The organism is Vibrio metschnikovii CIP 69.14 (assembly GCF_000176155.1).
GTDB lineage: Bacteria > Pseudomonadota > Gammaproteobacteria > Enterobacterales > Vibrionaceae > Vibrio > Vibrio metschnikovii.
The window spans coordinates 885,703-908,966 of the sequence record NZ_ACZO01000006.1 but is presented as its reverse complement, the minus strand read 5'-3'; the positions used below and the strand labels follow the sequence as shown (position 1 = coordinate 908,966).

At 43.3% G+C, this 23,264-nt stretch carries 19 protein-coding genes; 11 read left to right on the top strand and 8 right to left on the bottom strand.

Annotated features, from left to right (window positions below; all coding sequences use genetic code 11):
- Window positions 1-239: 239 nt before the first annotated feature.
- Complete coding sequence (gene ubiG, locus VIB_RS07530) at window positions 240-947, bottom strand: bifunctional 2-polyprenyl-6-hydroxyphenol methylase/3-demethylubiquinol 3-O-methyltransferase UbiG (protein WP_004395358.1); 708 nt, start codon at window positions 945-947, stop codon at window positions 240-242.
- Window positions 948-1,297: 350 nt separating this feature from the next.
- Between ubiG and gyrA the strand changes: the two genes are divergently transcribed.
- From gyrA to VIB_RS07505, 5 genes are all read left to right on the top strand, one after another.
- Window positions 1,298-3,979 (top strand): DNA topoisomerase (ATP-hydrolyzing) subunit A, encoded by a 2,682-nt coding sequence (gene gyrA, locus VIB_RS07525; RefSeq protein WP_004395357.1) that lies wholly within the window; start codon window positions 1,298-1,300, stop codon window positions 3,977-3,979.
- Between the two features lie 364 nt (window positions 3,980-4,343).
- Entirely contained in the window at window positions 4,344-4,532 is a 189-nt protein-coding gene (locus tag VIB_RS07520) for a hypothetical protein (RefSeq protein WP_372436266.1), read from the top strand.
- 466 nt (window positions 4,533-4,998) lie between these two features.
- Entirely contained in the window at window positions 4,999-5,646 is a 648-nt protein-coding gene (locus VIB_RS07515; protein ID WP_004395356.1) for a GTP cyclohydrolase II, read from the top strand.
- 390 nt (window positions 5,647-6,036) lie between these two features.
- The gene (locus VIB_RS07510; RefSeq protein ID WP_004395355.1) at window positions 6,037-7,575 is read left to right on the top strand and encodes a L,D-transpeptidase family protein; all 1,539 of its coding nucleotides are present in this window, start codon (window positions 6,037-6,039) and stop codon (window positions 7,573-7,575) included.
- A 109-nt stretch (window positions 7,576-7,684) separates the two neighbouring features.
- Window positions 7,685-8,341 (top strand): MBL fold metallo-hydrolase, encoded by a 657-nt coding sequence (locus VIB_RS07505; RefSeq protein WP_004395354.1) that lies wholly within the window; start codon window positions 7,685-7,687, stop codon window positions 8,339-8,341.
- Between the two features lie 66 nt (window positions 8,342-8,407).
- Here VIB_RS07505 and VIB_RS07500 read toward each other — a convergent pair whose 3' ends face one another.
- Window positions 8,408-9,073 carry a DUF2982 domain-containing protein gene (locus VIB_RS07500; protein WP_040904339.1) on the bottom strand — a complete coding sequence of 222 codons (666 nt, stop codon included), beginning with the start codon at window positions 9,071-9,073 and terminating at the stop codon, window positions 8,408-8,410.
- Between the two features lie 247 nt (window positions 9,074-9,320).
- Here VIB_RS07500 and VIB_RS07495 point away from each other — a divergent pair, with 247 nt between their 5' ends.
- Window positions 9,321-9,689 (top strand): hypothetical protein, encoded by a 369-nt coding sequence (locus VIB_RS07495; RefSeq protein WP_004395352.1) that lies wholly within the window; start codon window positions 9,321-9,323, stop codon window positions 9,687-9,689.
- Window positions 9,690-9,758: 69 nt separating this feature from the next.
- Here VIB_RS07495 and VIB_RS07490 read toward each other — a convergent pair whose 3' ends face one another.
- Entirely contained in the window at window positions 9,759-10,235 is a 477-nt protein-coding gene (locus VIB_RS07490; RefSeq protein ID WP_004395351.1) for a MarR family winged helix-turn-helix transcriptional regulator, read from the bottom strand.
- 628 nt (window positions 10,236-10,863) lie between these two features.
- On the opposite strand from VIB_RS07490, the gene VIB_RS07485 reads away from it, so the two are divergent.
- From VIB_RS07485 to VIB_RS18335, 3 genes are all read left to right on the top strand, one after another.
- Complete coding sequence (locus tag VIB_RS07485) at window positions 10,864-12,438, top strand: BCCT family transporter (protein ID WP_004395350.1); 1,575 nt, start codon at window positions 10,864-10,866, stop codon at window positions 12,436-12,438.
- Window positions 12,439-12,662: 224 nt separating this feature from the next.
- Complete coding sequence (locus tag VIB_RS07480; RefSeq protein WP_422132354.1) at window positions 12,663-13,934, top strand: methyl-accepting chemotaxis protein; 1,272 nt, start codon at window positions 12,663-12,665, stop codon at window positions 13,932-13,934.
- The gene (locus VIB_RS18335; protein WP_422132356.1) at window positions 13,924-14,547 is read left to right on the top strand and encodes a methyl-accepting chemotaxis protein; all 624 of its coding nucleotides are present in this window, start codon (window positions 13,924-13,926) and stop codon (window positions 14,545-14,547) included. Before VIB_RS07480 ends, VIB_RS18335 begins: the two co-directional genes overlap by 11 nt.
- 128 nt (window positions 14,548-14,675) lie before the next feature.
- On the opposite strand, the gene VIB_RS07475 is transcribed toward VIB_RS18335, so the two are convergent.
- Together VIB_RS07475 and VIB_RS07470 are read right to left on the bottom strand one after the other, a co-directional pair.
- The gene (locus VIB_RS07475; RefSeq protein ID WP_004395349.1) at window positions 14,676-15,392 is read right to left on the bottom strand and encodes a 3'-5' exonuclease; all 717 of its coding nucleotides are present in this window, start codon (window positions 15,390-15,392) and stop codon (window positions 14,676-14,678) included.
- Window positions 15,393-15,399: 7 nt separating this feature from the next.
- Window positions 15,400-17,289 (bottom strand): DUF294 nucleotidyltransferase-like domain-containing protein, encoded by a 1,890-nt coding sequence (locus tag VIB_RS07470; protein WP_004395348.1) that lies wholly within the window; start codon window positions 17,287-17,289, stop codon window positions 15,400-15,402.
- 227 nt (window positions 17,290-17,516) lie between these two features.
- Here VIB_RS07470 and VIB_RS07465 point away from each other — a divergent pair, with 227 nt between their 5' ends.
- Entirely contained in the window at window positions 17,517-18,137 is a 621-nt protein-coding gene (locus VIB_RS07465) for a hypothetical protein (protein ID WP_004395347.1), read from the top strand.
- A 101-nt stretch (window positions 18,138-18,238) separates the two neighbouring features.
- Here VIB_RS07465 and VIB_RS07460 read toward each other — a convergent pair whose 3' ends face one another.
- Window positions 18,239-19,429, bottom strand: a complete 1,191-nt coding sequence (locus tag VIB_RS07460; RefSeq protein ID WP_004395346.1) for an amino acid aminotransferase — start codon at window positions 19,427-19,429, stop codon at window positions 18,239-18,241.
- A gap of 221 nt (window positions 19,430-19,650) precedes the next feature.
- On the bottom strand, window positions 19,651-21,051 hold the full coding sequence (gene asnS, locus VIB_RS07455; protein WP_004395345.1) for an asparagine--tRNA ligase: 1,401 nt from the start codon (window positions 21,049-21,051) through the stop codon (window positions 19,651-19,653).
- Window positions 21,052-21,481: 430 nt separating this feature from the next.
- Between asnS and queD the strand changes: the two genes are divergently transcribed.
- On the top strand, window positions 21,482-21,841 hold the full coding sequence (queD, locus tag VIB_RS07450; protein ID WP_004395344.1) for a 6-carboxytetrahydropterin synthase QueD: 360 nt from the start codon (window positions 21,482-21,484) through the stop codon (window positions 21,839-21,841).
- Between the two features lie 38 nt (window positions 21,842-21,879).
- Here queD and VIB_RS07445 read toward each other — a convergent pair whose 3' ends face one another.
- The gene (locus VIB_RS07445) at window positions 21,880-23,262 is read right to left on the bottom strand and encodes an efflux transporter outer membrane subunit (protein ID WP_004395343.1); all 1,383 of its coding nucleotides are present in this window, start codon (window positions 23,260-23,262) and stop codon (window positions 21,880-21,882) included.
- Between the last annotated feature and the right edge of the window lie 2 nt (window positions 23,263-23,264).

The following is a 23,264-nucleotide window of genomic DNA, read 5'->3' as shown; positions in this document are numbered from 1 at the left end:
ATGGTAAAAAATCTGCCTTTGCAGATTGCTTTTTTACTAACCAAGCTTAAAAAAAAATGACTTGATCTTTCAGTAATTTTTTCAGTAAAGATTGAGACCCGAGTCAAAGGTTTACCAAGGTCTTGTCAAGCACCAATTGACACAATAAATGCGCTGGTCATGGTGCCCAAGACCCGTTGTTCATTCTACTTATGGTTGTCCACGCTCTTTGCTATCGATGAGCAAAGGGAACGGTTATTTTAGAGCAGTCGGCTATGAATGATGTAATTCACATCCACATTCTTTCCCAAACGGTAACTATCAGTGAGGGGATTGTAATGCAAACCTGTGATGCCTTGTTCTTGTAACGCGGTTTGATCAATCATACGTAACAGCTCAGAAGGGCGAATGAATTTACTGTGGTCATGGGTTCCTTTCGGCACAATCTTGAGCAGTTGCTCAGCACCGACAATCGCAAATAAGTAAGATTTAATATTGCGGTTTAAGGTAGAAAAAAATACATGGCCACCGGGTTTCACCAAACGAGCACAGGCTTTGACCACTGAGAGAGGATCGGGTACGTGTTCGAGCATTTCCATACAGGTCACCACATCATAATGGTGCGGATATTGCTGGGCGTGATCTTCGACGGTACTTTGTAGATAAGTCAGCGTTGTGCCTGTTTCAAGCGCGTGTAAGCGAGCCACTTCCAATGGTTCTTTGCCCATATCAAGGCCAGTCACGGTTGCGCCTTCTCGAGCCATACTTTCGGCTAAGATCCCCCCGCCACAGCCAACATCTAGTACGGTTTTCTCAAATAAACCATTAGCATTATCCAGCACGTAATTAAGACGTAGCGGATTAATTTGATGCAATGGTTTAAATTCGCCGTTTAAATCCCACCAACGTGATGCCATATCGGCAAATTTCTGAATTTCATTTGGATCGACATTTTGTGCTGTAGTCATACTTCTGATTGCCTATGTTTTCCACACGAATAAGCGCTCATTATAACCCGCTGAGCAATACACACCAGCCGTTATCTTTAACTCAAACTGGGCTGATGAAAAAGTAACCACTTATCAGTTGGATATAAGACGAATGTGTGATTTCTCGGCAGTTGATACTTAACCACGGTCACAACCTGATAAAAGGGCAGGGAAAGTGATGCCGAAGTGGGTCAACTTGTGTTATATTTTTCAACCTTATAAGTATCAATATTATTCGGCCAACAAAACAGTTAAACCAAGGCTCGTTGTCGAGCAAAACTGAGTGTGGTTTGAATAATCCGATCAAACTATAGAGGGATAATGGCTCTATGAGCGATCTAGCTAAAGAGATCACACCCGTAAACATTGAAGATGAGCTACGAAGTTCATACTTAGACTATGCGATGTCAGTCATCGTTGGTCGTGCTCTTCCAGATGTGCGTGATGGTCTAAAACCAGTGCATCGTCGCGTGTTGTTCGCGATGAGTGTTTTGGGTAACGATTGGAATAAACCCTACAAAAAATCGGCTCGTGTAGTAGGGGACGTCATTGGTAAATATCACCCACATGGTGATAGTGCGGTTTACGATACAATTGTACGTATGGCGCAACCTTTTTCTCTGCGTTATATGTTGGTCGATGGCCAAGGTAACTTTGGTTCGATTGATGGTGACTCAGCGGCAGCGATGCGATATACCGAAGTTCGGATGTCGAAAATTGCTCACGAGCTTTTGGCCGATTTAGATAAAGAAACGGTTGATTTTGTACCTAACTATGATGGTACAGAGCAAATTCCTGCTGTCATGCCGACAAAAATTCCTAACTTATTGGTGAATGGTTCGTCTGGTATTGCGGTTGGTATGGCAACCAATATCCCGCCTCATAACTTGACTGAAGTGATCAATGGCTGTTTGGCTTACATTAGTAATGAAGATATTACTATTGATGAGCTGATGGAGTATATCCCAGGTCCCGATTTCCCAACTGCTGCACTGATCAGTGGTCGTAAGGGTATTGTTGACGCCTATAAAACCGGGCGCGGCAAAGTCTACATGCGTTCAAAAGCGGAAATTGAAACCGAGAAAAATGGCAAAGAGACGATCATCGTCAGTGAAATTCCTTATCAAGTGAATAAAGCGCGCTTGATTGAGAAAATTGCCGATTTAGTAAAAGAGAAAAAAGTCGAAGGGATTAGCGCATTACGTGATGAGTCTGATAAAGACGGTATGCGTATTGTAATTGAGTGTCGTCGCGATGCTGTGGCGGAAGTGGTATTAAATAATCTTTATGCCAATACTCAACTGCAAACGACGTTCGGCATTAACATGGTGGCACTTGATAACGGTCAACCAAAACTGTTCAACTTAAAAGAGATGTTGAAGTGTTTTGTTAACCACCGCCGTGAAGTTGTCACTCGCCGTACCATTTTTGAATTACGTAAAGCGCGTGAAAGAGCCCATATTCTTGAAGGTTTATCACTCGCGTTGGCCAATATCGATGAGATTATTGATCTTATTCGTAAAGCCCCAACACCGGCTGAAGCAAAAATGGGGCTTGTTTCTCGTGGTTGGGATTTAGGCCATGTTGCCGCTATGCTTGAGCGTGCTGGTACTGATGCCGCGCGTCCGGAGTGGTTAGAGCCGCAATACGGTATCCGTGATGGTCAGTATTTCTTAACTGAGCAACAAGCTCAGGCGATTCTTGACTTGCGTCTACACCGGTTAACTGGTTTAGAGCACGGCAAAATCCTCGATGAATACAAAGCATTATTGGATGAAATTGCTGAGCTAATCCATATTTTATCGAATACAGAACGCTTGATGGAAGTGATCCGTGAAGAGTTAGAAATGGCTCGTGATAATTTTGGTGATGCACGTCGTACCGAAATTACTGCCGCTAGCCACGATATCGATATGGAAGAGCTGATTGCTCGTGAAGATGTTGTCGTTACTTTGTCACACGAAGGCTATGTTAAGTATCAGGTATTGACCGATTACGAAGCACAGCGTCGTGGTGGTAAAGGTAAGAGTGCGACACGAATGAAAGATGAAGATTATATTGAGCGTTTATTGGTAGCCAATACACACGATAATATCTTATGTTTCTCAACTCGTGGTAAGACCTACCGTCTGAAAGTGTATCAATTACCATTGGCTAGCCGCACCGCACGTGGTAAGCCGATTGTTAACTTACTGCCACTTGAAGAAAACGAGCGTATCACCGCTATTTTACCGGTAACGGAATTCAGTGAAGATAAATTTATCTTTATGGCAACCGGTGATGGTACGGTTAAGAAGACCTCACTTGATCAATTCTCTAATGTTCGCGCTAATGGTTTGATCGCTGTTAACTTACGTGATGATGATTCGTTGATCGGGGTTGAAATTACCGATGGTGAAAGCGATATCATGTTGTTCTCAAAATCAGGCAAGGTGGTTCGTTTTAACGAAAAACCGATTGTTGATGATGAAGGTAATGTGAAAGGTGGGGTTCGACCAATGGGACGTACCGCTTCTGGTGTTCGTGGTATGAAGCTGGTTAAAGGCGATCAAGTCGTATCTTTAATTGTGCCGAAAACCGATGGTGACATTTTAACGGTGACCGAAAATGGTTACGGTAAACGAACTCAGCTTTCTGAATACCCAGCGAAGAGCCGTGCGACGCAGGGCGTTGTGTCAATCAAAGTTTCAGAACGTAATGGTAAAGTTGTCGGAGCGGTGCAAGCCGATGAAGGCGATGAATTTATGATGATTACCAATGCAGCAACTTTGGTTCGTACTCGTGTTTCTGAAGTGAGTCAGGTAGGGCGTAATACCCAAGGTGTCACGCTTATCCGTACTTCAGAAGGTGAGAAAGTGGTTGGTCTGCAACGTATTGAAGAGCTTGATGAGGCGGATTTGCCACAAGATGATGATGTTTCTTCTGAAGATCAGTCATCGGTGGAGTCAACGTCAACGTCAACGGTGATCGATACCGATTCAACGGATGTAAATACGGATCCTACTGAATAAGTTGTCATACTCACACCGCTTTAATAAATAAGAACTGGTGAATATTACGAATAAAAGACCGAGATTAAATACTCGGTCTTTTTTATGGTTAAAAGAAGTGCAGATATTAAGATCATAATAGGATCGTTAAGAACGATCGATATAATTGAGTGATCATTCCATATCATGATTTTACTCTTCACTCACTCTCGATGATCCCTTCTATTATATAGCCAATGTATTTATGATTGTCTTAGGTTCAATCCCTCTATTAGCTCATATAAATAAATAGTGTGATTATTATTGCAATTCTAAAATATTCTTGCTAGATATTAACAGGAAGTGATATTATTTTTAGAGTAAATTATAATCAAACCACCATAGGATATTCGCCGTGGACTACGCCATAATCTCGCAATTAAAAAAAGATTTTTATGCGCAAATTAGCGCGTTTCAGTCTTATGCTTTGCCCCAGCAAACCACGACCTTATCGTTGTTAACTGAAGAAGAATTAAAAGAGCTAGAGCAAATTTGGGTTGAATTAGCCGTTTGGAAGCGCTCGCAAAGTCATTAATTCAAAAATGGTAACATCGACTAATGAATTGATCTCGATGATACTAATTATTTTTGATTGAACAGAGCATCGTCTATCTATTCTATTTTTAGCTATTCTTTCTTTGATCATCTTTTCTTGCGACTTAAGTGTCATACTTTTTCTGCTTGATTGACGCCAGTCTAGTCTGGATAGGTTCGCTTACTCTTTATGCTGCATGTTGGTCACAAGCCTCACTATCTATCCCCTTCCTACTTGAAGCTGGCTACGTTCGTTCACCCCAATCACATCGTTTGCCTATGTTCATGGGGATTCACTCACTTGCCGCCTACCTGCAACTTCAAGTCGTTTGGGTATAAGCTCTTCACTCTTTTGTTGCGATCTTAATAAATTGTTATAATATAACAATTTGGACTTGTTGTGATCTTTTCGTTGAAAAATGGGGTATTAGTCTCCATAGTAAAAATCACCAGATAAGAGTAACCTTATGCATACCATAACTAGCGTGCAGTCAGAACGAATTCAAGTGAGTAAAGATATGGCGGAAGTGAGAGCCAGAGTCGACTTTAAAGTTGGCTTGAAAAGTAATATTGATGCTGAGATTCTTTCATTCCGAGGTTTACAATCGGATAAAGAACACGTAGCCGTTATCTTTCAAGCGGCAGATAAAACACAACCTATTCCATTAGTTAGAATGCATTCTGAGTGTCTAACTGGCGATGTTTTCCATTCATCAAGGTGTGACTGTGGAGAGCAACTCGAAGAGACCATTACTAAGATGGGCGAATATGGCGGTATCATTCTCTATTTGCGTCAAGAAGGTCGTGGAATCGGTTTGTATAATAAGATTGATGCTTATCGCTTACAAAGCCAAGGTATGGATACATATCAAGCCAATAATCATCTTGGCTTTGGTGATGATTTGCGCGATTTTACCGAAGCTGCGCAAATGCTAAAAGCACTTGGGGTGACTAAAATTCGTTTAGTAACGAATAACCCTAAGAAAATAAGAGAATTACAAGAGCACGGTATTGAAATTGTCAGTGTGGTTAATACAGCTGCACACATTAAAAATGGTAATGAAGACTATTTAAAAGCGAAAGTCTCACACGGTAAACATCATTTGAAGTTATAAGCTGGTTATCTTTTTCAGTGTAGAAGTCTCTGCGATATCGATGTATGTTTCTCCATCGGCGTCATCTACGTGATAATTTCTATGATTGATGGTTAAAATTTTGTGCCCAAAGCTCATCATTTCTTGATTGGAAATGATGAGCTTTGTTGTTTATACGTTGCAGATTTGGCCTGTCGATAGCCTATAGAGATAGTGTGCTACTTGCTCAAGATCAGCCGATGAACGTTTGGCTTAGCCGTCGAGATCAATTTGGATAAAGAGTGGGTAAAGCGGGGAATATTTGCCATACTTACTCCAGCATCGGTTGGACGGTTTAGTGATGGGTATCGTCTATGCTCACCTATCCTAAATTAACCAACGTTACCGGTTAGCCAAGGGAGCACTAAAAATATGAAGCGTTACTCATTGATGGCCATTGTTTTGCTTTGGATTAGTTTTCCACTTTTTGCCAAGACGCCAGTGGTTGAACTTTCTGATCTCAAAGGACAAAGTGAGTATGCGTTACATTATCCTCAACTAGTCGAGAAACTCTATCAGCGTAATCAGTATCAATTAATTTGGCGAGATGAGTTGAGTCGAGTCTATTTTGAGCAGCAACTTGCGCTGATTCATCAAGCGAATATTAGCCCGTTATTTTCAAAACGTTTTACGCAACTACTTACTCTTCGTGAGCAACAGGCGTGGGTTAAGTATGATGTTTTAGCGACAGACACCGTCATCGGCTATCTTAGTTATGCTCAATTAGCCGCTCAAGAAGGGATAGATTGGTTTTTTAACGGTAAACTTAACCGCATTTTGCCTTTGCCAAGTGCATCTTCACGGTTAGCCCTGTCTGTTGCCGCTGGTACGCCAGCGATGGCGGATTTAGTGTTGCAGCATGCGCCACAAGATCCCGCTTATCATCAATTGGTTTATGCTTACGGTTTTTTATCTGCGCTTAAAACGACACCATTACCGGTTTATCGACAAGCTGGTCTGAAACGGCCGGGCGACAAGTTGGACGACCGTCCTACCTTGATCCAGCGTTTAGCTCTGGTCAATATTGATGTCACAGTGATTCGTGATGATGTCTCTTGGTACGATAATTCATTAATCGAACCCATAAAGCATTTTCAGCAGTTACATGGACTAAACGCTGACGGTGTGATTGGTCCACAGACATTAAAATGGCTTAATCTCTCCGTTGAAGAACGTTTGGGGCTGATTGCCTTGAATGCTGAGCGAATGCGTCTGTGGCCAACCAGCAACACATCCATTGTGGTTAATGTACCGAGCTTTGAATTGAAGTATTGGCATGCGGGGGAAAACGTCTTTCAATCAAAGGTGGTGGTGGGACGCATTTCACGACCAACGCCAGTCATGACGACTCGTCTGGATTCTTTAATTGTTAATCCCACTTGGAATATTCCCTATAAAATCATGGTGGAAGATATTTTACCGATGGCGAAGCGAGATCTTCGTTATTTAGATCGTCAGAATCTAGAGATTCTACCGCGTTGGGGAGCGACACAGACTCTAGATCCGACATCGATAGATTGGGAGAATATCTCATTAGAGGCATTTCCCTATCGTATGCGTCAAAGAGCTGGATATCATAATGCTCTGGGATTGTATAAATTTAATACCCCGAATCGCCGAGCGATCTTTTTGCATGACACTCCAAGTAAATACTTATTTGAGCGTGACTCAAGAGCGTTTAGCTCGGGTTGTATTCGGGTTGAACATGCCGATCAATTTGCCAATATGTTGTTAACTAAGCAGGGGTTAGACTCTCAACAATTTGCTCCGCAAAGTAGTTCAGTGAACCAAGCAATCCCATTAAGACAGCGCATACCGGTGCAGATCATTTATCAAACAGCATGGTATGACGCAGGACAATTGCATTTTAGAGAAGATATCTATCGGCTCGATAAGCTGGTGACACAATAGCGAGTCTCCTAATGACGTCAAGCGATATGAGTCGCGAGCGCGACTTGTCAAAACGTAGTGAGAATGTCATAGTTGATGATAATTTTTTGCTGGTTGTTCAGGTTTTCTCATGTCTTTGAAGTATCAAATTGTCCCCGTTACTCCGTTTGCACAAAATTGTTCGATTGTATGGTGCGATGAAACCATGCAAGGTATTGTTGTTGATCCCGGTGGTGATGTAAAACAACTGAAAATGTTGATTGATCAACTAGGTGTTCAGGTGGTTAAACTGGTTCTGACTCATGGTCATTTGGATCATGTCGGGGGAACACAACCTCTTGCCGCGTTGTTGGGTAATGTTGACATTATTGGTCCTCATAAAGCCGATAACTTTTGGTTGCAGGGCTTAGAAGGGCAGAGTCAAATGTTTGGTTTTCCGCTGACAGAAGCCTTTGAGCCTCATCAATGGTTAGATGAAGGTGATACCGTCACGTTTGGCAACCAGACACTTGCTGTCTTGCATACGCCAGGCCACACCCCCGGTCATGTGGTTTTATTTAGTGAAGAAGCCAGCTTAGCGTTTGTAGGCGATGTGCTTTTCAATGGCAGTATTGGGCGGACGGATTTTCCACAGGGCGATTTCAACACCTTAATCGATTCTATTAAGAACAAATTGTGGCCATTGGGCAATCAAGTGACGTTTATTCCTGGCCACGGACCGACGTCAACGTTTGGTCGTGAACGAGCAAGTAATCCCTTTGTGGCCGATGAAATGCCGCTTTACTAGCAGAATAGATATTACGTTTACTATGACAAGCAGGGAAGGTTCGATGGCCTCTAAACCAAACTTCTCTTATTCTGGTTTGGCTGCGGCGAGATAGCGTCGAGCCAGACCAATAAATTCATCAGCAGAACGGTCGAGATCATTCTCCGAGATGAAGACATCAAAGCCATGAAAATTACGTTGATGGTGCATACGGTTAGCGAGCATCGCCATTAAACCAGTATAGACTTTGCCTTGTGGATCCGTATAGGGGGTAGAGTCTAATACGATGTCTTCAAAAAGCAGGCTTTTATCATGCTGCTTCATGCCTAAATACAGTAAGGCTCGTTGGTTAAATAACATTTCTCGAGCAATTCTTGGGCAAATACCGTCTAAAAAAGGGCTATAATTTTTTAAACGAACACCTATCCATGGCAGCGGCTGATGCCAACCCTCTTGTTGATGGGTGCATATTCCAATTTGACTGATATTTTGCCATTTCACCACCCATCCACCATAGTAAAAATGTTGCTGTAAGTGGCTGGCGGTGAGAGTAAAACCAACCCAACTTTTACGTGCTAGCCAATAACCAACACCACATAAAATCAATACACACATCACCGAAACTAACGCTTGTTGCCAACTGTTCGATAAGCGAATCAAAGCAGTAATGATCAACAACACGATCAATAAACCGATTTTGACGTAAGGTGAATGTCGATCAAATTGATAATTAGATAAGTGGATTGTTGGCATACCGACCTCGCATGCAAATACTTTATGATTAATACTCAATGTTCGTTGACAATGATCACTGATCCTCACTGAAATCGTAAACAGCAAATAATGATTTACTGTTTAAATTCTAGTCGCTTATGGTTTAAATCTCGTTTTTGTCGTCTGAACTTGAGCGATACCCTACAAAAGGTCGATGAATTTTGCTATAAAACGCGCTTCAAATTTTCACCACTGCATCTTGTGCAGTGAAATGGAGAGATACTCGATGAGACTTGCTCATAAGCGTAAAGTGCAGGCAAAACTGCAAAAACGCATCATAGCGATGGTAGCAAACATTACCTCAGCACCAAAAACAGCCAAGCCTGTAGCCGTTAACCCTGCCCACCCATCAAGTGAACCCGTTTCACCAACAACACGTGCAGAGATCGTGTTAACCCCTAAGCAGCAACAAGTGTTTGATATTGTTGTCGCGAATACGGAAGGTATTAATCCTAAAGGGATTGGTTTGGCGGCAGGACAAGAAGAGAGTAAAGCGGCGTCTTGGGCGACAGGGGCATTAAAGAAACTACTTGAAGTTGAATTAATTACCAGAGAGTCCCAAGCGGGCAACAAGGTTATTTATAAAGCGCTGTAAATAATCAAAGATTCTACAACTGCTCTTGTCACTCAGGCGGCAGTTGTAGAACGGTACTGATTGTCAAACTTACTCAATTTTGGTGATGCTGCCAATTTCCAGCATCGGTGCGACATCCATCTTTTCTGCATTCATCATTGCAGATAAACGTTGAACCGATGAGAGTAATAAACTTTGCTCCCAATCGGCCAAATGCTGAAACTGTTCCACAAAACTGTCTTGTAGCGGCTGTGGTGCGCGAGCCAAGAGTTCTCGGCCAGTTTCTGTTAAATGGGCATGGACTTTACGTTTATCGGTGCTACTTCTAACACGTTGTACGTATTGATTCCGCTCTAAGCGGTCTAGGATGGTCGTGGCTGTTGCTTGACTCATGTTAGTATGTTTTGACAATTGACGAATGGTAACTTCCCCCAACTCTTCAATTGAACGCATCAAAATCAACTGCGGTCCCGTCAACCCTGCGTATTTGCTTAATTTTTTTGAATGCAAATCGATGGCTCGGATAATTTGACGAATCGCAACCAACACCTCTTCGTGTTTTTCCACAATATTTACCTACAACAAACAAGAGACCAATTGGATCGGACCATACCTTAGTTGGGGATAATTGAAAAGTAGAGAAATCGTCTTCCTACTGCAAGCTACCGTAGTGTGAGTAACGTTCGTCCATCGCCAATCCGGTCCTTTCTCTATATTGATGAGGAAGATTTATCTGCGGATTGCTTAGTCAAGCTCTGCCTCTCGCTCAGTAAATTTATCACTCACCTGCTGCCTAACTGTAATCGCCATTATTTGGGTAGGCGAGGATACCTCCAAAATCTCACAAGTCTCGAAACGATGGATTGAAATGCCATGGATACAATAGGTATTTGAGTGAACGATTTCGTGAATAGCACACATTACTCACCAGTAAACCAATGTCCATTAAATGTTTGAGCTCAAACTAAATTGTGGTGGTGGCTTGTAACTTTTAGCGATAATTTACTGTAAATGGTCGATTTTTATCCTGAATAACTTTGTTTTGTGGATTTTAATCTAATTTTCTGTAATATATCGCTCCTTAAATGAATTCTTTAGTTATGAGTACGAAATATATTTTGATGGTAAGTCTGTGAATTTATTTCGTTGTCATGGTTACTGAATTTTGTCTGTCGTTACCAAAAAGAGAAGATCAATGACAAAAGGAATAGACAAGTACAGCATTGACAGTACCGACTATACAGTCGGTCAGGATAATGTGCAGAAGTGGGGGTTTGATGTTCATAACCCTGTATTTGGCATCAGTGCGGGATTAATTGGTTTATTTTTACTCGCCACTCTGTTGGTGGATGCTGATACCGCTAAGAATGCACTAGACGGGGTTAAATGGAAAATTATTGGTTCATTTGATTGGTTATTCATTTGGTCGGGTAACCTTTTTGTGATTTTTTGTTTGGCTTTGATTGTATCGCCATTTGGTAAAATTCGCTTGGGTGGTAAAGATGCGGTGGCTGATTACTCGGTGATCTCATGGTTATCGATGCTCTTTGCCGCCGGCATGGGCATTGGTTTGATGTTTTGGAGTGTCGCGGAACCAGTTGCTTATTTTACGGGATGGTATGAAACACCATTAGGTGTAGAGGCCGGTACACCAGAAGCGGCAAGATTAGCTTTAGGCGCGACCATGTATCATTGGGGACTCCATCCTTGGGCGATTTATGCTGTTGTTGCCTTATCGCTGGCATTTTTCTGTTATAACAAAGGGTTGCCTTTATCTATTCGTTCTATTTTTTATCCTATTCTCGGTGATAAAACGTGGGGATGGCCAGGGCATCTGGTTGATATTTTAGCGGTATTAGCGACGTTATTTGGCCTTGCTACTTCGCTAGGTTTAGGGGCTCAACAAGCCGCAAGTGGTATTCATCACGTGTTTGGTCTTGATGCAGGAATAGGATTGCAAATCATTGTTATCCTAGTGGTAACCGCATTAGCGACGATTTCGGTCATTCGTGGAATTGATGGCGGGGTCAAAGTGATCTCTAATATCAACATGATTGTAGCCTTATTACTTGTCGCGTTAGTTGCTCTGATTGGTTATGCGGTCACTTTTGCATCCATTCCAACCACATTAATGTCGTACATTGAAAATATCATTCCATTAAGTAACCCTCATGGACGTGAAGATGAAGCGTGGTTCCAAGGTTGGACCGTTTTCTATTGGGCATGGTGGATCTCATGGTCACCATTTGTCGGTATGTTTATTGCTCGGGTATCAAAGGGGCGGACGGTTCGTGAGTTTATTACCGCAGTGTTACTGATTCCAACAGCCGTCACTGTGATCTGGATGTCTGTATTTGGTGGATTAGCGATTGAGCAGGTGATAGGCGGTGTTGGCGAATTAGGTCAAAAAGGTTTAACGGATGTGTCATTAGCCATGTTCCAAATGTTTGATGTATTACCACTGGGGACTTTACTCTCGATTATCGCGGTAGTGTTAGTGTTGGTGTTTTTCATTACTTCATCTGATTCTGGTTCATTGGTGATTGATAGCATTACGTCTGGCGGTAAAATGGATGCGCCAGTGTTACAGCGAATTTTCTGGGCAATCATGGAAGGGGCGATTGCCATAGCCTTACTGTGGATCGGTGGTGCACAGGCCGTTCAAGCTTTGCAAGCTGGTGCGATTTCGACGGCTTTGCCCTTTACTTTTGTCTTATTACTGATGTGCGTTAGTTTGGTGATGGGCATGCGTACAGAGCTGAAAAAGTAAGTCAAGTGGATACATAGAGGTTTAAAAAAGCTGGCTGAGCCAGCTTTTTTTGTGGATAGACAAATAATGTTGGAATGATGACATTTGTCACTAATTTGACGGTAATGTGATTAAAAGCAGATAGTTATTGCAACGGTGTTTATTTTTACATAATGCGTGCAAACGCTTATAAACCTCGCTATTATTTGCCGCCCAACTGTTCCTTTTATCAGCGATAATTCACTATGAAATTAACCCTAAAACAAAAGCTTATTGGCACCAGCCTGTCAGCGGTCGTCGTGATGGCGGCCGCATTAACTTGGTTGTCAGCCGATCAACTCAAACAACAAACCAGTCGTGGTGTACTTGCCCGTGCACAAGCCATTTCTGAAACGGCATCGAAAGGTATTTCTGATTGGATTTCGATCCGAAAAGATATTTCCACCGCTTTTAATGACTATACCGTACAACCTGATGTGGTGCCTTTTTTACAACAGGCGCGTAAAGCTGGCGGATTTGACGATATTTTCTTTGGTACTGTTAACGGTGAAATGTATCGCTCCCATCCAGAGCGCAACCGAGCTGATTATGATCCTCGTACTCGTCTTTGGTATCGCGATGCCGCGAATGCGGGTAAGCAAATTATTACCACGGCATATCAAGATGCGATCACTAATGCTTTATTAGTGACTATTGCTGAACCTATTCGTCACAATGGTCAGTTACGTGGTGTGGTCGGTGCTGATGTATTGATTGATCAATTAATCAGTGATGTGTTGAGTATCGACGCGGGTAATAATGCTTACGCGATGCTGATTGATACCCAAGACGGCTATTTTCTTGCACATCCAGACAAACGATTGCTTTTAAAGCCTGTCAGTTCGCTCGATAGCGCATTAACCATGAATGCTATTCAGCAAGCCGCCAATAGCCGTCAGCTAATGACACTGAACCATAACGGTCAAGAGAGCTTGTTTTACTTCGATAGAGTCGCGGATACGCCATGGGTATTTGCTGTGCAGATGGATAAAAATACCGAATTCGCAGCACATACTCAATTGCTCACCGGCTTGTTGATCACAGCGATTTTCATCACCTTGATTGTGGTGTTGATCGTCTCTTGGTTAGTCAGCTTTTTATTCAGAGATTTATTACGAGTTTCTAAAGCATTAGAAGAAATCGCAACCGGAGACGGTGATTTAACGCAACGCTTAGAGCCACGCAGTGACGATGAAGTGGGGAAATTAGCGAATAATTTCAATATTTTTGTTGGCAATATGCATACCATGGTCAGTAAATTGAGTGAGGTTTCGGCATCACTTTCATCACAATCGCATATGACCGCCGCGCATGCTGAAGAACGTAGTGCACGTATTCGCATGCAACAAGATGAAATCAATATGGTCGCCACAGCGATCAATGAAATGGCCGCTGCGACCCAGGAGATTGCTAACAACTCTGAGCATACTGCGCAAAACTCATCCGAGGCGGTAACCGCTTGTGTCGATGGGCTCTAAGCAAGTATCTCAAACGCAGAACTCTATTCTTTCTTTAGCGAAAGAAGTGCAGGTAGCAACAGGCGTCATTCAAGAGCTGGAAGAGCATGGTAATCAGATCAGTACTATTCTTTCAACCATTCAAGGGATTGCAGAACAGACCAATCTATTGGCATTGAATGCGGCAATTGAAGCGGCTCGTGCTGGAGAACAAGGTCGCGGCTTTGCGGTGGTTGCGGATGAAGTGCGGGTACTGAGTCAACGTACTCACGCCTCAACCAAAGAAATTCAAACCATGATTGAAATGCTGCAAGGCACGACAGGCAAAGCGGTCGGGATCATGAATGATAGCCGAATGCTAGCCGATACGAGTGTTGATGATGCGCACTCTGCAGCAGCGAGCTTAATGCAAATTCATCATGCGGTTGAGCGTATCAGTGATATGGCAACTCAGATTGCCTCAGCCGCTGAAGAGCAGGCATCCGTCACCTCTGAGATTACGCGCAACACGGTAGGCATTCGCGATGTCTCGAACGATCTCGCTGAAGAAGCCCATGAAGCTGCAGCTCAAGCGGCGGAGCTATCACAACTTTCTTATCAGCTTGACCAAGAGATCCGTCGCTTTAAGTTATAAGCTTTAATTGATAAGACATCAGTCTACAAACTTAAGTCATTCGCGATAGTTTGTTTATGATAAATAATAGGGAGCGAAAGCTCCCTATGTTGATCCTTGAGACTAGTGATAACGACTTCAGTGAAAAGCTATAACCAAAAATGTTTAAGCCGATCATCTGGTGAATAATGGTGGGCGATTTGCGCCTGCATCAGTTCTGCTGTAGCAATCGCATCCGTCAGGGCGTGATGAGGATTATAAGCCGGTAAACCATAGCGTTGTCGGGCTTGGCCTAAACGCAGTGATTGCGGTTTCTTACCGCGCAGTTTATTCCAAATCCCTGCGGTGAGGCGTTTTTGAATCTCCGCTTCGAGTTGCATGGTATCGATAATTGGAAACTCAATGCCTTCATTTATTCGCCGTTTAAAGGCTTGATCCAAAAACTCACGCTCAATTTTATGGTAGTGAGCCACAACGATTTTCCCTTCCAGTGCGGTTAATAACGCTTCGAACACCTCACTTAAATCAGGGGCGTGCATAATATCACTGTGCGTGATGCCATGAATGATCACCGAGCCCTCGTCTAATTTTTGTCGAGGACGAACGATCCAGTGTTGCGCTCGCTTAAGATAGACGCGCTGTAAAGTGAAGGGTACTAAGCCGATGGTAATAATTTCATCTTTATTTTCATCAAGCCCGGTGGTTTCAAAATCCATTGCGACAAACTCAATCTCACCTAACGGCGAATTGCCATCAGCCAGTTCCGCTTGATAAAAACGTTGCAGCAAAGGGGATTGGGCAAGCTTTTGTTTCGCTCGATATTTATAAGGCCAATTGATACTTGGCGCTTGAAATAGTCCTTTCATGCTCACCTTATTTAAAATTGCTGCTGGCTTGATAACGATATTTAAGGAAGTTTTGTCCGTTACTCAAAATTTGAAAGGCATCTTTTAAATTACGTCGTTCAAATTCAGAGAGATTTTCTGGCTCAATGTTGTTATCGGGTTCATTATTATTTTCTACATCCAGAGCTTGATGGCGAATACGTACCATCGAAATAAACTCTAAGGCATCTCGCAGATCTTGCCCTCGTCCTTTGGGTAAGATGCCCGCATCGATAATATCATCGAGTCGTTCGAACGAGTTTTTCGCTCGAGAACCGACTGCCAGAGCATGAACGCGAATTAAATCCGCCAATGGAGCGGTACCGCGACGTTTTAAATTCATTGAGTTATTGTGGCGGCCATCTTTTTCCATGACGAAGTTTTTGAAAAAACCGAGCGGTGGAGTACGGTTTAAGGCATTGCGGGCCAAGCACGCTAAAAAGCGGTTATTACGTCTGGCGCGGCGGACAATAAAGCCATTCAGTTGCTCTGCCCATTTCAGACGGCCATAAACCCCATCTAAGTCAAAGAAAATTGAGGCATTCAGTAAAGCTTTCGGGTTGGGATTATCAATCCAATCGGCAAAACAGGCTTCCCATTGTTGACGAGTCATTCGCCACATCGGGTTGGTCGCCATGATCTCGCCAGTACAATAGGTATAACCGCATTGATCGAGCCCATCACAGACAAACTGAGCTAAGTCGGCAAAATATTGGCCGTGCAAGGCCTCATCATAACTGTCATCAAGCAGCAGAGCATTGTCTTGATCAGTGACAATCAGTTGTTCATCGCGTCCCATTGACCCCAGTGCTAAAAAGCAGTAGGGGACGGGCGGAGGACCAAACTTCTCTTCAGCCAGCTCTAATAGTCGTTGCTTGAAGCTACGACCAATCGTTGACATGGCTGTGCCGACCATATGTGAGTTCGCGTCTTCATTAACGAGGCGTACGAAAGCATGTTTGACCTGTTTGGCTAAATTCGCTAAATCGTCAATGCTATTTTGATGGAAAATCGTACTGACTAATAACAATGAGTTGTGGGATTCATGACGAACGATATCGGTAATATCGACGATACCGATCGGATTATTTTCTTTTAGCACCGGTAGATGATGTACGTTGTAACGTAACATGAATAGCATGGCTTCATAGACATAAGCATTATGATCCAAGGCGATCACTTCGCTAGTCATGACTTCTGTCACTGAGTGGCTGAAGTCTAATCCGGTGGCAATCACTCTTCGACAAAGATCGCGATCAGTAAGGATGCCAACGACTGGGCTGCTGTCGTCTTCGTTGTCTTTCATAATGCTGGGATCGATGATCAGTAACGAAGAGACGTTCTCTTCTGACATTTTGATGGCAGCTTGCTGAATGCTGGCATCGTTATAGACGAAAGGGGCCTCACGAGTCAGCAAATGTTTGACTTTAGAGGTCGTTAAATCATTTTGTTCTTGGGTATTAGATACGGTTTGTCGTAAGCGTGCATTATCTTGAACTTCAACATAATCCGCAAAGGTATCGTATTCATCGTATAACTTTTGAAATATAGCTTCCGGCATGCAATAAATGAGTGTGTCTTCAATCGCGGTAACGGGAAAACGCACTTTATTATTGGTGAGCAACCCCATTTGTCCAAATAAGCCACCTTCGGAGAGTCGGTTATATAATTCCCCTTTACGACGATAAATTTCGACTACACCACTGCGGACAATATATAAATCTTGAATATGGTCGCCAGCGTGAATGATTGGGGTGTCTTGGCGATAATAAGCAATCTCTATTTGGTGAACGGCTTCATTAAGCGCTGATTCAGGAAGCTCATTAAAAGGCGGGTATTGGGCAAGAAAGTTTTTAATTTCGATTAATTCTGCTTCCATCAATGGACTCCTTTAGCCAAAAATAATCCTTAATCTGGACCATGTTGGTATCACAATATGCTTGAGTATTTATAGGACGAGATCGGCAATATTCGCAGTCTCTATCTCTTTAATTAATGATCTAGTCTACACGATTTTGTGGCTCAGCGCAGATTTGAGGCAGCGCTTACTCTTTTCTTATCGATTATCCGTTATTCTAAGACCAGACAAAGAAAATAGGTATGGCGATGAACAAAACCAGTGTATTGATAATAGCGATGTCGATTTTTCCGCTAGCACACGCGGAAAATTCTCACGCTGAACAGCGGTTGAAGTATGATTTTTTTAGTGCAGAGCTGACGTCGGGAACCATGAGTGGTTTATACGCCGCTGGAAAAAGTGATAATACGACAGCACTGTCGATAGGAGTGAGTCATCAACTTGCCGAGCGACGCGTATTGTTGATCTCCGATTACAGTGCTCGCTTTTATCATCCTAATGACGAGACGATCGAACAATACCGTTTACGATTTGGGGCTGGCTATCATTGGTCAATAATCGACAAGCTTGATCTGGTTAGTCATGCCCGCGTCGGTGTACTAAGGATCAGCAGCGATTACACGGTCGATAATGAAACTCGCTCCGTTTTTGGCGCGGATATTGGGCTACGTTACCTCATTCGTCCCGACTGGGAGGCAAGTTTATTTGCCGAAGCAAATTATAATCACTGGCAAGATGAATACGTGTTGACATTAAGAACTGATTATCAGTTGAGTAAGCGCTTAGCGTTAGGTGGGCTTGTCACTTATCGAGATGGTGAATGGCAAAATATCAATGAAGTTGGCATAACGATGCGAATTCATTATTAACGTTATATGTCGATATCAATTAAAAAAGCCAAGCAGAGGTTGTTTCTGCTTGGCTTTATATTCATCGCTGTGTTTGCTCAACCTGTCGGTAGATAAGCCATTTATAAAACGACTTTAATCCCTTCACATAGAGGAGACATGTTGTTTTTCGTCATCCCAGCAACACTGATCCGACCTGAGCCAACAATATAAATACCAAATTCTTCTTTCAGTCTCTGAACCTGCTGCTTATTTAAGCCAGAGAAAGAGAACATGCCATTTTGGCGTTCGATAAAGCTAAAATCTGCATTAACGCCGATTTCTTGTAAACGAGTAACGAACAGTTCACGCATTTCTTGAATCCGTTCACGCATCTCGGCGACTTCTGCTTCCCATTCAGCGCGCAGGGCAGGGTTTTGCAGAATGTAGGTGACTACGGCGGCACCATGGGCTGGTGGGTTCGAGTAAATGGAGCGAATAATCGCTTTGACTTGTGAGAACGCCGTATTAGCCACATCGGCTGAGGCGGCGACTAAGGTAAACGCACCGACGCGCTCGTTATACAAACCGAAATTTTTTGAAAATGAAGAGGCGACTAAAATTTCAGGATTGTATTGAGCAAAAATACGCAGCCCAGCGGCATCCTCTTCGACTCCTTTAGCAAAACCTTGGTAAGCAAAATCAAACAGTGGGAGTAAGCCTTTTTCTGCCACCAATTTAGCCAAAATTTCCCACTCTTCTAACGTAGGATCAATCCCTGTTGGGTTATGGCAGCAACCATGCAGTAAAACCACATCACCCGCAGACGCTTGCTCAAGGTCGGCAAGCATCGCTGGAAAATCTTTATCTTTTTTCTCGGCGTTGTAATAAGTGTATTCAGTAGTTTCAAGTCCCGCCGCACCAAATACACCATGATGGTTGGCCCATGTTGGGTTACTGATCCAGACTTTGACATCACCGAGTTGACGTTTAATAAACTCACCCGCGACGCGAAGCGCACCTGTACCACCAGGCGCTTGAGCGGTTTTAGCTCGTTGATCACTAATGATGTCGGCTTGCTCACCAAACAATAATTTCTGTACCGCTAGGCCATATTCAGCCGTGCCTTCAATGGTTAAATAAGATTTGGTTTTCTCCGATTCAAGCAGCGCAGCTTCGGCTTTCTTTACCGTCGCCAAGACAGGCGTTTGACCGGCTTCGTTTTTATAAATACCGACGCCTAAATTGATTTTGTCTGTCCGAGGATCGCTTTTAAACTCTTCAGTTAAACCAAGAATAGGGTCAGCAGGTGCTGCGACAACTTTTTCAAACATAATGTCCATCCATGTAAAGTTAAGGTGATACTCTTCGTGTTTGACTTTGCCGTGATGCTAGCAGCATTCACTGTGGCGGCTTACCAATAGCGCCAAGTCGTGTGCGGAGAGAAGATTGATTGTCAGTATTTATACCTTTCTGATTGAAGAGTGACAACCATCACGCTAAGGAAAATGAAAAAAAACCTCCGCGAAGCGAAGGTTTTTGGTGAAAAGCAAATTTAGAAGTTGGCACTGCGTGGTGTACGTGGGAATGGAATCACATCACGTACGTTACCCATACCGGTCACATAAGAGACCAAACGCTCAAAACCAAGACCAAATCCTGCATGAGGAACGGTGCCATAGCGGCGTAAGTCACGGTACCAGCTCATGTGTTCAGGGTCGATGCCCATTTCAATCATGCGAGCATCGAGAACATCTAGACGCTCTTCACGCTGTGAACCACCGATGATTTCACCAATTCCCGGCGCTAATACGTCCATAGCGGCAACGGTTTTACCGTCGTCGTTAAGACGCATATAAAAAGCTTTGATGTCTTTTGGATAGTTTTTAACGATCACCGGTGCTTTGAAGTGCTCTTCAGCAAGATAACGCTCATGTTCTGAAGACAGGTCGATACCCCATTCCACATCAAATTCAAACTTGCGACCAGAATCAAGCAGAATCGTAATCGCATCGGTATAGTCAACTTGTGCAAAGTCCGATTGAACGAATTGCTCCAAACGAGTAATCGCGTCTTTATCGATGCGAGAAGCAAAGAATTCAAGGTCATCACGACGTTCAGTCAGTACGGCATTAAACACGTACTTGAGCATATCTTCAGCTAATTGAGCCACATCGTGCAAATCAGCAAAGGCAACTTCAGGCTCTACCATCCAAAATTCAGCTAAGTGACGGCTAGTATTGGAGTTTTCTGCGCGGAAGGTTGGGCCAAAAGTATACACTTTGCTCAGTGCACAAGCGTAAGCTTCAGCGTTTAACTGGCCTGATACGGTTAAGAATGTCTCTTTACCGAAGAAGTCTTCGTTAAAGTCAATCTCACCGTTTTCTTGGCGAGGCAGGTTAGCGAAATCTAGAGTCGAAACACGGAACATCTCACCCGCGCCTTCGGCATCAGAGGCGGTGATCAGTGGTGCTGATACCCAAAAATAGCCTTGTTCATGATAAAAACGATGGATCGCTTGAGACAAACAGTTACGTACACGAGCAACTGCACCAATCACGTTAGTACGTGGACGAAGGTGAGCCACTTCACGTAAATACTCAATAGAGTGACGAGTTTTAGCCATCGGATAGGTTTCCGCATCTTCTACCCAGCCGACAACCTTCAGTTCAGTCGCCGCTAATTCGAAATCTTGACCACTGGCAGGAGACTCAACAACCGTACCTGTAATTTCTACAGAACATCCGGTGGTGAGTTTGAGAACTTCGTCTTGATAATTATTGAGTGAATTCGGGACCACGGCCTGAATCGGGTCGAAACAAGAGCCGTCATATAAGGCAAGGAAAGAGATTCCAGCTTTGGAATCACGACGTGTGCGGATCCAGCCGCGAACAGTAACTTCACTGTTTACTGCAAGCTTGCCGCTTAATACGTCTTTTACAGGCGCGTAAGTCATGGTTAATATCGTCTCCATTGAGGTAAAAACTCAACTCAAAAGTGTTGCTTCCCTGACGACTTGAAATAACGATAACGTGTGAGTTATTAGCGTCTTTTAGACAGATACCGTTACCATATTTGAACAAGTTGATTGAAAAAAGCGAAACATTGAGTTGGCTAAAATTTTACAAATTCAATGGCACATATTACCTGTCAATTTGTCCGCATCAACCTTTAATATGCTCTGATTGTTGATTTCTTATTCGAAAAGCTAAATTGATGGAATAAATGGCGTATTCTTACCGTAAAACTGATGATGATTTACGATTTAAGCAAGCCGTTTAGGGGATAATACTCGCCTTTGGTTGGTATGCTTGACTGGATTTGGCTTGTTTCATTTAACAAGATTCCGTAGTATGGCGGCTCTTTTTTTAAGCTTGAGTTGTACGATGAAAACCGAAATTTATAAAGAGTTCATGTTTGAAGCTGCCCATCATTTACCTCATGTGCCTGAAGGGCACAAATGTGGTCGTTTACATGGACACTCTTTTTTAGTTCGTCTTTATGTCGCTGGAGAAGTGGACGCTCATACCGGTTGGTTGATTGACTTTGCGGAGATCAAAGCGGCGTTTCAACCGATTTATGATCGTTTGGATCACTACTATTTAAATGACATTGAAGGATTAGAAAATCCGACCAGCGAAGTGTTAGCAAAATGGATCTGGCAACAACTTAAACCAAGCTTACCGCTACTCAGCAAGGTCGAAATTAAAGAAACCTGCACTGCCGGGTGTGTGTATACGGGATGATTTTTAGCCAAGCTATGGTGTTAGCTTGGCTAAAGGGTCTAACTCTCTTCCTCTATAAGGATCGTCTGCCCCCCTAGGCTTCGATAAAGGGTGCTTAAGGTTACTCGTTGATGATAGTCGTTTTCCAGTAAAGCGGCTCGAGCATTACGTTCGTTTTCTTGGGCATCCAATAGCGTCTTAATTTCTATAGCACCATGCTGATATTGGCTTTGATAGATACGCATTGCTTCAGCGGCGCTTTGCCATTGCTGAACTAATTTTTCAGCTTGGTACTGATAATTTTCTCGGGCGGATAAGGCATTATCCACATCCTGAAAAGCGGCATACAAGGTTTTACGGTAGTTGATGATGGCCGATTCATACTGTACTTGTGCGATATCTCGCTTTAGCTGCATTTCATTCCAATTTAAAAATGGCAAAGTTAAGTCAGCGCCTAAAGTACCGATAGGATCGCTCAATAGTTTTTTTAGTTCCGTCGATGACCCACCCAGAGCTCCAGTTAGTGTGAGCGCAGGAAAATAGCTGCGGCGAGTACTCTCCTTGGCAGCCAGAAAAGCTTGAAGTTGATACAAGGCTTGTTTGACATCGGGTCTACGTGCCAAAACTTCCGCGGGTATTCCTGCAGAAATAGCAGGCAAGGCTTGAGCGGGTTGTTGATCAATTTCAATAGCGGCTTGTTCAGGATCTTGCTCAAACAAAATAGCTAAGGCATTACTGGCTTGTCGATATTGTTGTTGATAATCACGGTGTGCCGCTTCCAATCCAGCCAGTGAGCGTTTGGTTTCTAATACGGTCAAGCGTGAGGTTGCGCCATGAGTATATTGACTTTGAGCAAGATTGAAGTTTTGGATAGCGTTGTCAATATCTTGCTGACTTAAACGAATTCGTTGTTTTAAATAGCCGATTTGCCAATAGAGTTGAGCGGTGGTTGCCACTAAACTTTGAGCGGTTGCTTCTCGCTCTTGTTGCGTCGCGAGGGCTTTCCACTGACTTTCATCTATTGTCGCTGAAAGCTTACCCCATAAATCCACTTCATAACTGACGCTGATTCTAGCCTGATAGTTGTTAGACGTGTCGCCATGATTGAGATCCTTTGAACGGTTACCGGATACCCCAGCGGCGAGATCGGGAATCTGTTGATCTCTGTCTAAATTCGCGTTTAAGCGAGCCTGTTTTAAAGTGAGCGTCGCCAATGCAAGGTCGTGGTTGGTGGACAGGACGCGCTCAACTAACAGATCAAGCTTAGGATCTTGAAAGTTTTTCCACCACTGGCTTTCCCACACCGTATTGGTTTCTTGTTGAGGCGTGTGCCAGTCAGTGGCAATAAAAACAGAAGGCTCTACAAGATCATAGTGAGCGGAACAGCCAAGCAGTAGCAACATGGATAAAGCTAAGCTGGAATATTGAGTTGCAGGTAACATGT

What these genes read in the sequence shown, in the direction of transcription:
- VIB_RS07480 (WP_422132354.1), top strand. Translation starts at nt 12,663, where the DNA reads ATGAAATTAACCCTAAAACAAAAGCTTATTGGCACCAGCCTGTCAGCG.
- gyrA (WP_004395357.1), top strand. Translation starts at nt 1,298, where the DNA reads ATGAGCGATCTAGCTAAAGAGATCACACCCGTAAACATTGAAGATGAG.
- VIB_RS07470 (WP_004395348.1), bottom strand. Translation starts at nt 17,289, where the DNA reads ATGGAAGCAGAATTAATCGAAATTAAAAACTTTCTTGCCCAATACCCG.
- queD (WP_004395344.1), top strand. Translation starts at nt 21,482, where the DNA reads ATGAAAACCGAAATTTATAAAGAGTTCATGTTTGAAGCTGCCCATCAT.
- VIB_RS07445 (WP_004395343.1), bottom strand. Translation starts at nt 23,262, where the DNA reads ATGTTACCTGCAACTCAATATTCCAGCTTAGCTTTATCCATGTTGCTA.
- VIB_RS07515 (WP_004395356.1), top strand. Translation starts at nt 4,999, where the DNA reads ATGCATACCATAACTAGCGTGCAGTCAGAACGAATTCAAGTGAGTAAA.
- VIB_RS18335 (WP_422132356.1), top strand. Translation starts at nt 13,924, where the DNA reads ATGGGCTCTAAGCAAGTATCTCAAACGCAGAACTCTATTCTTTCTTTA.
- asnS (WP_004395345.1), bottom strand. Translation starts at nt 21,051, where the DNA reads ATGACTTACGCGCCTGTAAAAGACGTATTAAGCGGCAAGCTTGCAGTA.
- ubiG (WP_004395358.1), bottom strand. Translation starts at nt 947, where the DNA reads ATGACTACAGCACAAAATGTCGATCCAAATGAAATTCAGAAATTTGCC.
- VIB_RS07510 (WP_004395355.1), top strand. Translation starts at nt 6,037, where the DNA reads ATGAAGCGTTACTCATTGATGGCCATTGTTTTGCTTTGGATTAGTTTT.
- VIB_RS07505 (WP_004395354.1), top strand. Translation starts at nt 7,685, where the DNA reads ATGTCTTTGAAGTATCAAATTGTCCCCGTTACTCCGTTTGCACAAAAT.
- VIB_RS07465 (WP_004395347.1), top strand. Translation starts at nt 17,517, where the DNA reads ATGAACAAAACCAGTGTATTGATAATAGCGATGTCGATTTTTCCGCTA.
- VIB_RS07495 (WP_004395352.1), top strand. Translation starts at nt 9,321, where the DNA reads ATGAGACTTGCTCATAAGCGTAAAGTGCAGGCAAAACTGCAAAAACGC.
- VIB_RS07460 (WP_004395346.1), bottom strand. Translation starts at nt 19,429, where the DNA reads ATGTTTGAAAAAGTTGTCGCAGCACCTGCTGACCCTATTCTTGGTTTA.
- VIB_RS07500 (WP_040904339.1), bottom strand. Translation starts at nt 9,073, where the DNA reads ATGCCAACAATCCACTTATCTAATTATCAATTTGATCGACATTCACCT.
- VIB_RS07485 (WP_004395350.1), top strand. Translation starts at nt 10,864, where the DNA reads ATGACAAAAGGAATAGACAAGTACAGCATTGACAGTACCGACTATACA.
- VIB_RS07475 (WP_004395349.1), bottom strand. Translation starts at nt 15,392, where the DNA reads ATGAAAGGACTATTTCAAGCGCCAAGTATCAATTGGCCTTATAAATAT.